Genomic DNA, 14464 nt, shown 5'->3' on the forward strand with positions numbered 1-14464 from the left:
GCGCGCGCCGCCTCGTCAGTGAACCGATCCGGACGCCTCAGCGCCCGGTGAACTTCGGCGCGCGCTTGCTGTTGAAGGCTTCGACGCCTTCCTTGAAGTCGTCGGACTGCCGCAGCCGGCTGTAGCAATGGCCTTCCAGCTCGATCGCGATCGCCAGCGTGGAGTCCTCGGTGTCGTTCAGAAGCTTCTTGGCGGTGCGCTGCGCCAGCGGCGAGAACGCGCGCAACTCGTCGACCAACTTGTCGGTGGCCTTTTCCAGGTCGGCGTCGGCCATGCATTCGGTGGCGATGCCCCACTCCAGCGCCTGCTTGCCGGGAATCCGCTTGGAGCGCATCACAATGTCTTTGGTGCGGGTGATACCGATCATCTTCTGCAGCCGTGCGGAGCCGCCGGAGCCCGGGATCTGGCCGAGCTTCTGTTCCGGCAGCGCGTATTGCGTGGTCTCCGAGGCGAGGCGGAAATCGCAGGCCAGCGACAATTCGAAACCGACGCCGAAGCAATAGCCGCGATTGGCGACGATCACCGGCTTGGCGCAGCGCGCCGGGGCTGCGATGTTCCACGCCAGCTTGGAGACGTGCTCCGGCGAGGCTTCCATGAAGCCGCCGATATTGCCGCCGCTGGAAAAATGCTCGCCGACCGAGCGCACCACGATGACGCGCACGCGATCGTCCTCGTCGAGGGTTTCGAACACCAGCCGCAACTGATCGCGCTGCGGCATGCTGACGACGTTGTAGGGCGGCCGATCGAGGATGATGTCGGCGCGCTCGTGGGCTTCGTCGATCTCGACGTGAAAACCATCGAGCTTGCCGAGGCGGGGATCGGTGAAGGCGTAGGTTGACGGCATTCGGAATGTCCTTCTGTTGAGAGAATTTCAGGCGGCGCCGGGCGGCGCGCTTTCCGGCTCGTAGTCGCCGGTGACCAGCAGCCGGCGCAGCAATTTGCCGACCGGGGATTTCGGCAGCGCGTCGACGAACACGAAGCGGCGCGGCCGCTTGAAATTGGCGAGCCCCGAGGCCTGGCAGAACTGCTCCAGCTCGCGCTCGGTCACCTGTGCGCTGCGCTTGACGAACGCCACGACGATCTTGCCCCAGCGCTCGTCGGGCAGCCCGACCACCGCGACTTCGCCGACCGCGTCGTGCAGCGACAGGCAGCTCTCGACTTCGACGGGGGAGACGTTCTCGCCGCCGGTGATGATCATGTCGTCGACCCGGCCGGTGACGAACAGGTCGCCGTCGCGATCCATGAAGCCGGTGTCGCCGGTGAAGTACCAGCCCTCGCGCAACGCCTTGGCGTCGGCTTCCGGCCGCCGCCAATAGCCCTCGAAGGCCTCATCGCTGGAAAGATGCGCGATGATCTCGCCCTCTTCGTCGGTCGCAGCGACGTCACTGACCGAGCCGGCGTTCAGCTCCACCACCCGGATGTGCTGATTGATGCCGGCGCGGCCGGCGGAGCCGGGCTTGGCCACCGCGTTCTGATCGATCGCAAACGTGTAGACTTCCGAGCTGCCGTAGTGATTGACGAACAGCTCCGGCCGAAACGCCTGATCGAGCTTCTTCAACAGCCCGTCGGTCATCGACGCCCCGGCGAAGCCGAGCTTGCGCACGCTCGACACGTCGCTGCCGGCAAAGTCGGCGTGATACACCAGGTCGTGGTACAGCGTCGGCACCAGATAAAGATTGCTGATCTTCTCCGCGGCGATCAGCTGCAGCGCCTGGCGCGGATCGTAGCGCGGCAGGCAGACGAAGGTGCCGCCGATCAGCGACATCGCCAGCAGCGAGCGCACCCCCATGGTGTGATAGAGCGGCATCACGCCGAGCGTGCGTTCGCCGCGGCCGTAAAGATTCTGCGCCAGATGGGCGACCGCAGCGGCGCGCTCGGTGCGATGCCGTCGCGGCACGCCCTTCGGCTTCGAGGTGGTACCCGAGGTATAGAGCATGATCGACCACGCCTCGGCGCTGACCCGCGGCAGCGCGTCGGCGGCCTCGGCGGCGATCATACTAGAAAAGCTGAACGTCTTATTAGCAACGCTCGCGTCGGCATCGCCATCGAGCGAGATCCGCCGCAGCGATTGCGCCAACTTCGATTGCGCCACGGCCTCGGCGCTGACGTCCTGATAGGCCACCGCGCAGGATTCCGAATTCTCGATGCAGAAATCCAGCTCGTCGGCCTTCACACGCCAGTTCACCGGGGTGATGACGATGCCGGCGAACTGGCAGGCCCAGTGAATCGTCGCGGCTTCCCAGCGGTTCTGCAGCGCGGTGACCAGATGATCGCCGGGCTTCAGCCCGATCCGATCGAACGCTTCCACCAGCGACGAAATCTTGCCGTACCATTGCCGGTAGCTCAGCCGCAGATCGCCGTCGACGATGGCGATGGCATCGGGATCGCGCGCCACGCTGGCGATGAAACTGCGTCCGAGATCAAACATCGCGATGGTCACTCCTAGATAGCTCTGCGAGTTCGGCGGCCGCTTCGAGCGCCGCCTGGACGATCGGCGTGTAGCCGGTGCAGCGGCACAGATGACCGCTCAGCAGATCGCGGATCTCGGCTTCGCTTGGCTTCGGATGGGCGCGCAAATAGTGATCGAGCGACATCAGGATGCCGGCGGTGCAGAAGCCGCATTGCAAAGCGTGGTTGCGGCGGAACGCGGCTTGCAACACGCCGAGCCGGTCCGGCGCCGGCGCCAGGCCCTCGACGGTGCGTAGTTCGCAGCCGTCGATCTGCACCGCGAGCGTCAAACAGGCGCGGGCGAGCTCGCCGTCGACGGTGATGGTGCAGGCGCCGCAGACGCCGTGTTCGCAGCCGACATGGGTGCCGGTGGCGCCGATGGTCTGGCGCAGGAAATCGGTGAGGAGTAGCCGCGGCTCGGCCTCGCCTTGCACCGGCTTGCCGTTGAGCGTGAAGCGCACCAAGTGGCGCTGGGCGGAGGACAGCCTTGTCATTGCAGCACCTCGCGCACCAAATCGCGGCCGATCAGTCGCACCAGGTCGCGGCGATAGCGCGCGGTGGCGTGGACGTCGTCGCGGGCGTCGAGCTCGTGGGCAAAGCCGTTCAGCGCGTCGTCGAGCGCGGAGCCTTCGAGCCGCGGCCAATCGCGCGCGGTCGGCACGTCGGCGACGCCGCCGACCGCGAAGCGCACGCCGTCCTTGGTGGCGACCGCGGCGCAGGCCACGATGGCGAAATCGCCGTGCCGTCGCGCCACTTCGCGGAACGCGCAGCGCGCATTGCCGGACGGAAACGACACCGCCTCGATCAGTTCATCGTCGGCGCGTGCCGTCGCCATCATGCCGGCGAAAAATTCGCGCGCCGCGACCTTGCGCTGCTTGCCGGCGCTGCGCAGATGCAGTTCGCCGCCGAGCGCGACCAAAGCGAGCGGCAATTCGGCGCTGGGATCGGCATGCGCCAGCGAGCCGCACACCGTGCCGCGGCTCCTCGTCTGGGCGTGGCCGGTCCACGGCAGGGCTTTTGAAAGCAGTGGCAAACTTGTGGCAAGCTCCGGCCAGGCCAACAGCGCCGCCTGCCGCACCCCTGCGCCGATTTTGACGCTGCCGGACGTCGAGTCGATGCGGTCGAGCTCGCGCAGCCGCATGATGTCGATCAGCACTTTCGGCCGCGCCAGCCGCATGTTCAGCATCGCCATCAGTGACTGACCGCCGGCGATGATGCGGGCGTCGCCGCCGTGCTGCGCCAGCACCTCGATCGCTTCGCCGAGCGTCTCAGCGCGGACGTAGTCGAACGCCGCCGGCTTCATCGCGACCACCCGATTAGTCGCAGAAGGCGCGTCAGCCAGGACTCGCTCGGCACCGGCTTGCCGCCGGCGGTGGCGGCGAGCGCCGTGAAGAATCTTCCGATGATGACGCGCGTCGCGCCGTCGAGCAATCGGCCGCCGATGCTGGCGACCTTGCCGCCGATCGCCGCCTCATAGACGTAAGTCATCGTGGTGCCGCCGTTGCTATCAGGCGCAAGCGTGATGCGGCCTTCGCCGCCGCCGAAGCCGAGCGCGCCCTCGGCGGTGCCGCCGAGCGTCACCGCGCGCGGCGGATCGAGATCGGAGAGCTTGACGTCGGCGCGATAGCGCCCGGTCACCGGACCAATGCCGAGCGTCACCTCGGCGCGAAAATGCGTGTCGGAGATTTTGTCGACGCGCTCGCAGCCGGGGATCACGCTCTTCAGCGTCTCCGGATCGAGCAGCATCGCCCAGACTTGTTGCGGCGGCGCGCCGACCGACGCGCTCCCCTCGCCGCGCAGCTTGCGGTCGTTGCCACCGGCGCGTGGCGCCACGGGCGCACGGCCGCCCGCGGGGGCGGCGGGCTCATCGCCGCGCACGATCTGAGCCAACCGCGCCGGCGCCAGTGGCAACGTGATATCCTTGATGCCGAGCGCATCGGCGACCGCGTTGGCGATGCACACCGGCGTCGACATGCAATTGCCCTCGCCGACGCCCTTGGCGCCGAGCGGCGTGAACGGCGACGGCGTTTCCATATGCAGGATCGTAGGCTCCGGCACTTCCATGGTGGTCGGCAACAAGTAATCGGCGAGCGTGCCGGTGAGGAAGCTGCCGTCGGGCGCGTAGGCGTATTCTTCGTAGAGCGCGGCGCCGATCGCCTGCGCGAAGCCGCCGCGGATCTGGCCGTCGACCATGCCGGGATGCAGGATGGTGCCGCAATCGTGCATGGTGACGTAGCGATCGATCTTGGTTTCCAGCGTCACGGGGTCGATCTCGACGCCGCAGAAATCGAAGATGAAGCCGTGGCACAGCGAGGAGTTCACCCGGTCGGAATCATCCGGCGCTGCCAATTCGGGCGGCGTCCAGAACACGGTTTCGCGCAAGGTGTTGCCGACGTCGTCCGGCAACGAGCCCGGCGACCAATGGCTCAGCGCGGCGAGCCGCGTGAACGCGATGCTGTTGTCGGGGTTGGACTTGGAGCCGACCCGGCCGCCGCGGAACACCACGTCGGCAAAGTCGATGTTCAACTGGCTCGCGGCAACACGCGCCAGCCGCTCCGCGAGGCGTCCGGCGGCGAGTTTGGCGGTGCCGGCCACCGCAGCGGCAAAGCGGCTCGCGTAGTTGCCGGACGCGATCGACCAGGCATCCTTCGAAGTATCGATCTCGGTATTGACGCGGACGTCGGCGGGCGCAACGCCGAACACGTCGGCGACCACCTGCGACAGCACGGTGCGATGGCCCTGGCCCTGCGGCACCGAGGCGACGTGCACGGTGATGCCGCCGACCGGATCGAGCGCCACGGTGGCTGTGGCCTGCGCGCCGTTCTTCGGCCCGGCCTTGCGGCGCTCCGCCGCGGTCAGCACCGTGGTGATGTAGCCCATGTTGGAGACGCTGGGCTCGACCACGGCGGTGTAGCCGATGCCATAGAGCCGGCCCTGCGCCCGCGCCGCGTCGCGCCGTGCCTTCAGCTCGGCGAGCCCGCCGCCTTGGACGCCGCGCGCGATCGCCTCTTGGTAGTCGCCGGAATCCAGCAGCGCGCCGGTCGCGGTGCGATAGGGAAACGATCCGGCCGGAACCAGATTGCGTTTGATCACCTCGAGCGGATCGAGGCCGAGTTCGACCGCGATGCGCTGCAGCAGCCGCTCCAGCGCGAAATACACTTGCGGGCCGCCGAAGCCGCGGTTGAGCCCGGTGGGGGTCTTGTTCGTCACAACCACGCGGTTGCGCACCGCGACGTTGTCGATCGCATAGGCGCCGGTGAGATTGCCGTGCATCCGGTACAGCGTCGCCGGCTCCGGCGCGCGCAAATGCGCGCCGCAATCCTCGACCTGATCCCAGTCGAGCGCGAGTATCTTGCCGTCGGCGGCGACCGCCGCCGCGATGGAGGTCGCGCGATTAGTCGCCGACACCGAGGCGGTGAGATGTTCGAGCCGGTCCTCGATCCATTTCACCGGGCGGCCGACCACCCGCGAGGCCGCGGCGATCAGCACGATATAGGGAAACACCCCCTGCTTGATGCCGAAGCTGCCGCCGGAATCCGGCGGCGTGCGCAGCCGCAGCCGATTGCCCGGCACCTTCAGCGCGCGCGAGATCACCGCGTGGATGCTGAACGGCCCCTGGAAATTGGCCAGCACGTCGAAGGCATCTTCCGCTGCGTCGTAATCGGCGACCACGCCATAGGTTTCGATCGGGGTGCAGGAATTGCGCGGATACTTGATGGCGATGGAGATTTGATGCGGCGCCTCGGCGAAGGCGCGCTCAGGATCGCCGTAGCGGAAGCTGCGATCGCTGGCGACGTTGCCGGCAAAGCCGTCGTGCAGCACCACCGCGTCGGGTGACAGCGCTTTGAGCGGATCGATCACCGCTTCGCGCACCTGATAGTCGACCTCGATCAGATCGACGCCGTCCTCGGCGACGTAGCGATCGGTCGCGACGACGATCGCCACGGCCTCGCCCGCATAGCGCACCCGGCCGACCGCGATCGGCCAGCATTGCACCGGCGCCTTGACGCCGACCACGAGGCTCGAGGTCAGCGCGGTGATATCTTCGCCGGTGAGCACCGCGACGACGCCCGCGACCTTTAACGCGGCTTCGGTGCGGATCGCCAAGATGTCGGCGTGGGCGTGCGGCGAGCGCAGCATCGCGGCGTAAAGCGTGCCGGGCCGAGTTCCAAGGTCATCGATGAATCGCCCGCGTCCGGTGAGCAATGCTGCGTCTTCGACGCGCTCGATCGAGCGGCCGACCCAAGGCCGGTCGACGTCGCGCTCGATTGCCGCATCGGCGGGTTTCGCCATCCTGAACACGTGCTCCCGGTCGCGCTTGTTTTTCGCGCGTTCCGTAACTTGTCAGGTGGAAGGGCTATCGAGCCATGCCGAGCGTGCTCGGCAATTACCAAACCGTCTCATTCGCGAAACGGCCGCGCGGCAATCAGCTCGCCAGCCGCGACACGTTGCGGAATTCGCGCGGGCCGACGCCGGAGTGATTGCGGAAGAACCGGGTGAAATGCGCGGGCTCGGCGAAGCCCAGCCGCTCGCCGATTTCGGCGAACGGCGCGTCCTGATGCAGCACCGCCTGCACCGCGTGTTCCATCCGCACCACGTTGAGATAGACCTTCGGCGGCATGCCTTCGGAATTCTCGAATAGCCGGAAGAAATGCGCGCGCGACAGCCCTGCCGCCTTGGCGAACTTGTCCATGTTCGGCGCCTGCCCGGCTTCGGCGCGCATCGCGTCGATCGCCCGCCGGATCCGCCAATCGCGTCCGGTCACCGCCATCTCGCGGATCGAAGCCGGGAAGCTGCGCCACGGCGTGAAGCGTTCGATCACCGCCACCATCAGGTCGGACAACAACGTCTCGTGCACGGAGACGTTGTCGGGCCGCGACATCATCTCGGCGGCGAGCGCCATGGTGAGGTTGCGAATCCGCGGCGAGATTTCGCCGGAGGGTTGGCTGAAGAACCCGGGGGCGCCGCTCGCCGCCCAGCCCGGTCGAAATCGCTTCAGCCATTGCGGCTCGACATAGAGCGCGAGGATCAGCGTGCAAGGCCGGCTCGGATCATGCACATAAGCGTGCGGCTGCCAGCCATTGACCAGCACCGCGCAGCTATCGGTGAGCGGATAGACCTGGTCGCCGACCGCGAACTGGGTGTCGGCGCCTTCGACCTTCAAGAGAACGTGGCAATGCGGATGGGCGTGCCGCACCAGCGAACAGTCCATGTCCAACAAGGCGACGCGGCCGAATTCGCCATGGGCGATACGCAACGCAGTCGACATCGCATCCTCCGCTCAGACGTTGGTCCTCCAGGGGATCAATCTCCGTTCGATCTCGTCCAACACGATGGAGAAAACGAACCGAGACTGGCGATCACCAGAAGGCCAACATACATGGTGTCGACGGTCAGCACCTGCCAGGCGTTTCAGATCATCAATCCGATGCCGTCGTTGGACGCCACCATTTCCGATATCGCGATCAGGATCAACCCCATGCGATGGATACGCTAGGCGGACAGAATCCCTGCCAGCGCCGCTTTCGGATCGCTCTGCAGCGCGCGCGACAAATCGACGTCCTCCAGGCCATGAACGTGAATGCGCTTGAACACCATCGGCTCGGCTTCGATCGGCTTGGTGGCGTCGAGGCCCATCTTGGCGCTGATGCCGCCGTCGCTGGAAGGATCGAGCTTGGAGCCCTGCGCGCCGGACACGACTAACAAGTCGCGATCGGCCTGGAACCGGGTGGCGATCGCCCATTCGATCTCGTGCGGATCGTCGATGTCGACATCCATGTCGACGATCACCACCTGCTTCACGTCGTAATGACCGCCGAACGCCCCCATGATAATGTTCTTCGGCTCGCCATTGTTGGTCTTGTCGATCTTCACCACGAGGTGATAGCGGCACACCCCGCCGCGCGTCAGCCGCACGTCGCGAACGCTGGAAAAGCTGCGCTGCAGATGCTCCAGCAGCGTCGCCTCGCGGGGAATTTCGCCGAGCACCAGATGCTCCATGCCGCCGCCGACGATGGTGTGGAAGATCGGATTGGCGCGATGGGTGATGGCGTCGACCTGAATGACTTCGCGATCGGCGCGCGGGCCGTAATATTGCGGAAATTCGCCGAACGGGCCTTCCGGCTCGCGCACTCTCGGCAAGATGCGGCCTTCGATCACGATCTCGGCGTGCGCCGGCACCCGTACCGCGTTGGTGCGGCACTTCACCATCTCGATCGGATGGCCGAGCAGCGCGCCGGCGATTTCCATCTCGTCCTCGTCGACCGCGGCGATTGCCTGCGACGCCAGGATGCAGGCCGGATGCACGCCGATCACCAGCGCGATCTCCAGCGCCTGCCCGGCTTGCTCCGCCATCTTGAAGTAATGCAGGGTGTGGCGCGGCAACAGCAGCACGCCGATCCGATCGGGGCCACTGACCTGGCAGCGATGGATCGAGACGTTCTGGATTCCGGTCACAGGATTGCGCGCGATCAGCAATGCGGCGGTGATATAGGGCCCGCTGTCGTGCTCATTGTGCTTGGGGATCGGCAACTGCTTTAAGAGATCGACGTCGCGGTGGATCACCTGTTGTGCCGGGGCCTCATTGACCTCGATCCAGGGCAGCGGATGCCGCACGGCGTCCTGAAACCGGGTCAGCAGCTGATCGGTCGGCACGCCGAGCGAGTCGGCGACCCAGCTGCGGTCGGCGAAGATGTTGGCGACCACCGGGATCGCGTGCTGGCCGGGCTGCGGAAACAGCACCGCGCTGTCGCGCTCCAGCACCTTGGCCACCGCGGCGAGCTCGTCGATCAGCGCAACGCCGTCGCGCGCCACCGCGAGACGATCGTTCGCCGCGAGCTGCCGGAGCCAACTGCGCAGATCCGGCGTGGCGTTGTGCCCGGCGACGGCGTGAAGGCTGCTTGTCTGGGTCATCATGTCCTCTGGCAACGGGGGCACTTAGTTCGACCGATCGGTCGCGGCGGGGCGGCGCTGCAGCGCCGGGTCTTCGCCCCAGCGCGGCGCCACGCCGACGTCGATGTCGTAAAGATCGAGCACCCGCCCGACGGTGTGGTCGACCATGTCCGCGATGCTGTCCGGCTTGGCGTAGAACGCCGGCACCGGCGGCGCGATGATGGCGCCGATCTCCGACAGCGCGGTCATGGTGCGCAGGTGCCCGGTGTGCAGCGGCGATTCGCGCACCATCAGCACCAGGCGGCGGCGCTCCTTCAGCGTGACGTCGGCGGCGCGGGTCAGCAGCGTGGTGGTGACGCCCGAGGCGATTTCCGACATCGAGCGCATCGAGCACGGCGCGACGATCATCCCCATGGTGCGGAACGAGCCGGAGGCGAGCGCGGAGGCCATGTCGTCGATTGCGTGATGGACGTCGGCCAGCGCCTTGACGTCGGCGATCTTCAGCCTGGTCTCGTAGGCGAAGGTGATCTCCGCGGTCTTCGACATCACCAGATGGGTCTCGACCCCGGCGTTGCGCAACAGCTGCAGCAGCCGCACGCCATAGATCACCCCGGACGCGCCGGAAATGCCGACGACCAGGCGTCGCCGCGAAGGCTGCATCATGGTTTCCACCCGAACTCCCTTGGTTCCGCGCGTCATCGTTGATCGGACGCGCGGCCAGAGCGCCGACGCTACGCGCCGCATCCGATCACCGCAAATAATAGATTTTGATTTTCTCGATCATCGAAAGTGATGGTAGGGTCCGTGGCGACGGAGGATGCCCGATGGATTTCAAGCAGATGCAGTATTTCCTGTGCCTGGCGCAGGAGGGCAACGTCACCCGCGCGGCGCGGCAGCTCAACATCGTGCAGCCGGCGCTCAGCATGCAGATCGCCAAGCTGGAGAAATCCGTCGGCAAGCAGTTGTTCTATCGCCAGGCGCACGGCGTGGCGCTGACCGCGGCGGGCGAAACGCTGGCGAGGCTCGCCGGCGCGATCATGCAGAATATCGATCACGCCCGCGAAGAAATGGCGCGGCTCGACGGCAAGATCTCCGGGCGGGTGTCGATCGGCATGATCACCTCGGCGGCGCAGAGCACCCTGGCCACGTCCTCGGCAAAGATCGCGGCGCGCTATCCGGAAATCCAGCTGTCGGTGTGCGAGGGCTATACCGAGGTGCTGCTGGACTGGGTGACCACAGGCCAGCTCGACATCGCCATCGTCAACATGCCGCCGGGCAAATCCACGCTCACCGCGCACCACATCCTCGACGAGCAGATGATGCTGGCGCGGCGGCCCGGCAGCGCGCTGGTGCTGCCGGCGATCGTTCCCTATGCGCGGCTGAAGGACATCGACATCGTGATCCCATCGCGGCGCCATGGCCTGCGCCGCATTCTCGACGCCGCCGCGGCGGAGGCCGGGTTCAGCCTGAAGCCGCGGCTGGAGATCGATACGCTGTCGGCGGTCTGCGAGGTGGTGGCGACCACCGACCTCGTCACCGTGCTGCCGGGCATCGCGCTGCACGCAGCGCTCGCGGAAGGCCGGCTGCAGGCGCATCGGCTGAAGAAGCCGGCGATCACCCGCGCCGTGGCCTGGACCACCCACCCGCGCCGCGTGGTGTCGGCGGCGATGACCGCGGTGATGGAGATCATCTCGGCGGATCTGTTGGCGGCGGCGAAACAAGCCTCGCGGCTCACGTTCACAGCACCGCGATGACGTCCATCAGCCGGGCGCGGTCGACGGCGTCCTTGGCGTTGCCGGTGAGCACCACGGCGCCGCGCTCCAGCGCGTAGAAGCGGTCGGCGACGCCGAGCGCGCCGTCGACATTCTGCTCCACCAGCAGGATGATGGTGCCGGCCGCCTTCATTTCCTTGATGATGGCGAAGATGTCGGCGACGATCATCGGTGCGAGGCCCTCGCTCGGCTCGTCGATCAAGGCCAGACGCGGCTGGCCGACCATGATCCGCGCCATCGCCAGCATCTGCTGCTCGCCGCCGGACAGCGTGGTGCCGGCCTGCCGCCGCCGTTCGGCGAGCCGCGGCATCCGCTCGTAGATCAGCTCGATCTCGCGGTTTTGTTCGGCGCGGCTGCGACCCTTGCGCTGCATCAGGCCGAGCTTGAGATTTTCCTCGACGCTGAGGCCGGGAAAGATCCGGCGATCTTCCGGCACGAAGCCGACGCCGTGGTGGCAGACTTTATCTGCCGTCAAGCCATCGAGCCGCTGGCCGTCGAGCGTGATGGCGCCGCCGGAGGCGCCGACCCAGCCCGCCACCGCCTTCATCAGCGTGGTCTTGCCGACGCCGTTGCGGCCGAAGATGCCGATCACTTCGCCGGGCGCAGCTTCGAGCGAGACGCCCTGGATGATGTGCGACAGCCCGTAATGCACCTGAAGCTGATCGATGCTGAACATCACGCGTGCCCGAAATAAGCTGACTTCACCGCGGGATCAGCCCGCACCACCGCCGGCGCGCCTTCGGCGAGCTTGCGGCCTTGATGCATCACCACGATGTGGTTGGAGATATCCATCACCACGCCGATGTCGTGCTCGATCAACAGAATGGTGACGTCGCGCGCCAGATCGCGGATCAGCGCGGCGGTGTCGGCGGTGTCGGAATGACTCATGCCCTGGGTCGGCTCATCCAGCAACAGGATGCTGGGCTCGGTGGCGAGCGCCACCGCGATTTCGAGCCGGCGCTGTTCGCCGTGCGACAGCGCGCCCGCCAACTCGCCGGCTTTCGGCGCCAGCGCGAAGCGTTCGACCAGTTCATGCACCCGCGCCAGCGCCCGCTCGCTGCGACGCACCGGCAGCAGGAAGCGTCCGGTGGTTTCGAGGCGCTGCGCCGCCAGCCGCAGGTTCTCGAACACGGTGAGCTCGAAGAACAGATTGGTGATCTGAAACGAGCGCCCCATTCCGGCGCGCTGCATCAGATAGGGCGGTCGTCCCGTCAGATCGACGCCGCGCAGCATCACCTTGCCGGAACTCGGCCGAATCATGCCACTGATCAGATTGAACAGCGTGGATTTGCCGGCGCCGTTGGGGCCGATGATGGTGGTGATCGCATTCGATTCGGCGTCGAACGAGACGCCGTCGACGGCGCGGATGCCGCCGAAGCGGACGCCGAGCCCGCGGACTTCCAGCACCACGCTCATCGCTTGCCTCCGCGCAGCATGCGCTCGATCAGCGGCCGCACCACACCCATGATGCCCTTCGGCAGAAAGATCACCGTGGCCATGAACAGCAGCCCGATCACGATCAGATGGTGTTCGGTCAACGAGCCGATCACCGATTTCAGCACGGTGAGGATCACGCCGCCGTACAGCGCGCCGGCGAGCGTGCCGACGCCGCCGATCACCACGGTGATCACCGCGTTGCCCGAGGTGGTGAAGAACAGCAGTTCCGGCGACACGAAGCCGCGCAGCATCGGATACAGCGCGCCGGACAACGAGGCGATCACCGCCGCCAGCACATAGGCCGACAGCCGCAGATTGCGGGTCGAGTAGCCGAGCGACGGCACCCGGCGCTCGTTGGCGCGCAGCGCCAGCAGCACGCGGCCGAACGGCGTATCCAGGAGATAAGCGCAGACCGCGTAAAGCACGACGATGAAGCCGAGCGTGAACAGGAAGAACCCGGCCGGCGAATTCGACATCACGGTGATCACGCCGAGGTCGATCGGCACCACCGGCACGCCGATCAGGCCGTCGGAGGCGCCGAGCGAACGGGTGTTGTAGACGGCGCGCGCGGCGACCTGCGCCAACCCGAAGGTGACGAGGGCGAAGTACACGCCGCGGACCCGGTTGGCGATCAATCCGGCGAGAAAGCCGATCACCAGCGCGACCACCAGCGCGGCGGCCATCGCCGCCCAGAACGACGGCACTTCCTTCAGCACCACCGCGGAGACGTAAGCGCCGAGCCCGAAATACAACGCCTGGCCGAGCGACAACAGCCCGGTGTAGCCGAGCAGGATATCCACCGACAGCGCGAGGCCCGCGAAGATCAGCGCCTCGGTGCCGAGCCGCAGAAAGAACCTGTCGTCCTGGATCACGCCGACCGCGGCGAAGATCAACGCCGCGACCACGAACAGCGCGACCAGCACGTGGCTTGCCCGCATCGCCAGGCCGAGCCGATCGATCACCCGCTTCGGCCGCGCGGTCCCTTTGGCTTCAACAACGTTGATATCAACCATGACCGAGCCGCCCGAACAGGCCCTGCGGCCGAAGCACCAGCACCAGCACCATGATGCTGAACACGATCGGATCGCTCCACACCGGCGACACCACGAGGCTGGAGAGCGCCTGGATCTGGGTGATCACCAGCCCGGCCACCACGGCACCGGCGATCGAGCCCATGCCGCCGACGATCACCACGGTGAAGGCGAGGAAGATGAAGTCGCGGCCCATGGTCGGGAACACCGAATAGATCGGCGCCAGCAGCACGCCGGCGAGCCCGGCCAACGCCACCCCGAACGCAAAGGTGCCGGCGAACACCCGCTCCACCGGCACGCCGAGCGAGGCCGCCATGTTGCGGTCGAAGGCCGCGGCGCGCACCATGGCGCCGAGCCTCGTTTTGTTGACCACGAGCGCCACCGCGATCACGATCGCAGCGCCAAGCCCGATCAGGAACATCCGATAGGTCGGCAGGATCACGCCCATCACCTCGACGGCGCCGGGGATCGGCGTCGCCGGGCGCTGCGTGGTCGGGCCGAACACCACCTTCAGCCCCTCCTCGAGCACGAGGCCGAGGCCGAAGGTCAACAGCAGCGTGGTGACGTGGCGGTCCGGCATGTTGAACACCCGCTGGATCAGCCCGCGCTCGACCACATAGCCGATCGGCATCATCAGCAGCGGCACGATCACGATCAGCAGCCAGAAGCTCACGCCCGAGGCGCCGAGCGCCAGCGCCAGATAGGCGCCGAGCGCGTAGAACTCGCCATGCGCCATGTTGATGACGTCGAGCAGGCCGAAGATGATGGTGAGGCCGAGCGCCACCAGCACCACCGCCATGCCGAGCGACAGCCCGGTCACCATCTGCGGCGCCAGCACGAACTGGATGTAGTCGAGAAACATCGTCAACCGCCCTTACCGAACCG

The 14464-nt window shown here is 66.8% G+C and carries 13 protein-coding genes; 1 reads left to right on the forward strand and 12 read right to left on the reverse strand.

Features of this window, described 5'->3' with window-relative positions; genetic code table 11:
- Nucleotides 1-37: 37 nt before the first annotated feature.
- From HNR60_RS13450 to HNR60_RS13485, 8 genes are all read right to left on the reverse strand, one after another.
- Nucleotides 38-844 (reverse strand): enoyl-CoA hydratase/isomerase family protein, encoded by an 807-nt coding sequence (locus HNR60_RS13450; protein WP_184258294.1) that lies wholly within the window; start codon nucleotides 842-844, stop codon nucleotides 38-40.
- Nucleotides 845-871: 27 nt separating this feature from the next.
- The gene (locus HNR60_RS13455) at nucleotides 872-2428 is read right to left on the reverse strand and encodes an AMP-binding protein (protein ID WP_184258296.1); all 1557 of its coding nucleotides are present in this window, start codon (nucleotides 2426-2428) and stop codon (nucleotides 872-874) included.
- Complete coding sequence (locus HNR60_RS13460) at nucleotides 2421-2942, reverse strand: (2Fe-2S)-binding protein (RefSeq protein WP_184258298.1); 522 nt, start codon at nucleotides 2940-2942, stop codon at nucleotides 2421-2423. Before HNR60_RS13460 ends, HNR60_RS13455 begins: the two co-directional genes overlap by 8 nt.
- Complete coding sequence (locus tag HNR60_RS13465) at nucleotides 2939-3751, reverse strand: FAD binding domain-containing protein (protein ID WP_184258300.1); 813 nt, start codon at nucleotides 3749-3751, stop codon at nucleotides 2939-2941. The genes HNR60_RS13460 and HNR60_RS13465 overlap by 4 nt, the downstream gene beginning before the upstream one ends.
- Entirely contained in the window at nucleotides 3748-6741 is a 2994-nt protein-coding gene (locus HNR60_RS13470) for a xanthine dehydrogenase family protein molybdopterin-binding subunit (RefSeq protein ID WP_184258302.1), read from the reverse strand. Before HNR60_RS13470 ends, HNR60_RS13465 begins: the two co-directional genes overlap by 4 nt.
- A 133-nt stretch (nucleotides 6742-6874) precedes the next feature.
- Complete coding sequence (locus tag HNR60_RS13475; protein ID WP_184258304.1) at nucleotides 6875-7717, reverse strand: AraC family transcriptional regulator; 843 nt, start codon at nucleotides 7715-7717, stop codon at nucleotides 6875-6877.
- 224 nt (nucleotides 7718-7941) lie between these two features.
- Nucleotides 7942-9360 (reverse strand): UbiD family decarboxylase, encoded by a 1419-nt coding sequence (locus HNR60_RS13480; protein ID WP_184258306.1) that lies wholly within the window; start codon nucleotides 9358-9360, stop codon nucleotides 7942-7944.
- A gap of 24 nt (nucleotides 9361-9384) precedes the next feature.
- Nucleotides 9385-10002 (reverse strand): UbiX family flavin prenyltransferase, encoded by a 618-nt coding sequence (locus tag HNR60_RS13485; RefSeq protein ID WP_184258308.1) that lies wholly within the window; start codon nucleotides 10000-10002, stop codon nucleotides 9385-9387.
- A 161-nt stretch (nucleotides 10003-10163) separates the two neighbouring features.
- Here HNR60_RS13485 and HNR60_RS13490 point away from each other — a divergent pair, with 161 nt between their 5' ends.
- Nucleotides 10164-11093, forward strand: a complete 930-nt coding sequence (locus HNR60_RS13490; protein ID WP_184258310.1) for a LysR family transcriptional regulator — start codon at nucleotides 10164-10166, stop codon at nucleotides 11091-11093.
- Here HNR60_RS13490 and HNR60_RS13495 read toward each other — a convergent pair.
- Genes HNR60_RS13495 through HNR60_RS13510 form a run of 4 tightly spaced genes read right to left on the reverse strand, consistent with a single transcriptional unit; the run spans nucleotide 11077 to nucleotide 14441 of the window.
- Nucleotides 11077-11787, reverse strand: a complete 711-nt coding sequence (locus HNR60_RS13495; RefSeq protein WP_210313531.1) for an ABC transporter ATP-binding protein — start codon at nucleotides 11785-11787, stop codon at nucleotides 11077-11079. The genes HNR60_RS13490 and HNR60_RS13495 overlap by 17 nt on opposite strands.
- The gene (locus HNR60_RS13500) at nucleotides 11787-12527 is read right to left on the reverse strand and encodes an ABC transporter ATP-binding protein (RefSeq protein ID WP_184258314.1); all 741 of its coding nucleotides are present in this window, start codon (nucleotides 12525-12527) and stop codon (nucleotides 11787-11789) included. Before HNR60_RS13500 ends, HNR60_RS13495 begins: the two co-directional genes overlap by 1 nt.
- Nucleotides 12524-13561 (reverse strand): branched-chain amino acid ABC transporter permease, encoded by a 1038-nt coding sequence (locus HNR60_RS13505; RefSeq protein WP_184258316.1) that lies wholly within the window; start codon nucleotides 13559-13561, stop codon nucleotides 12524-12526. The genes HNR60_RS13500 and HNR60_RS13505 overlap by 4 nt, the downstream gene beginning before the upstream one ends.
- Entirely contained in the window at nucleotides 13554-14441 is an 888-nt protein-coding gene (locus HNR60_RS13510) for a branched-chain amino acid ABC transporter permease (protein WP_184258418.1), read from the reverse strand. Before HNR60_RS13510 ends, HNR60_RS13505 begins: the two co-directional genes overlap by 8 nt.
- Nucleotides 14442-14464 lie beyond the last annotated feature (23 nt).

Source organism: Rhodopseudomonas rhenobacensis (assembly GCF_014203125.1).
GTDB lineage: Bacteria > Pseudomonadota > Alphaproteobacteria > Rhizobiales > Xanthobacteraceae > Rhodopseudomonas_A > Rhodopseudomonas_A rhenobacensis.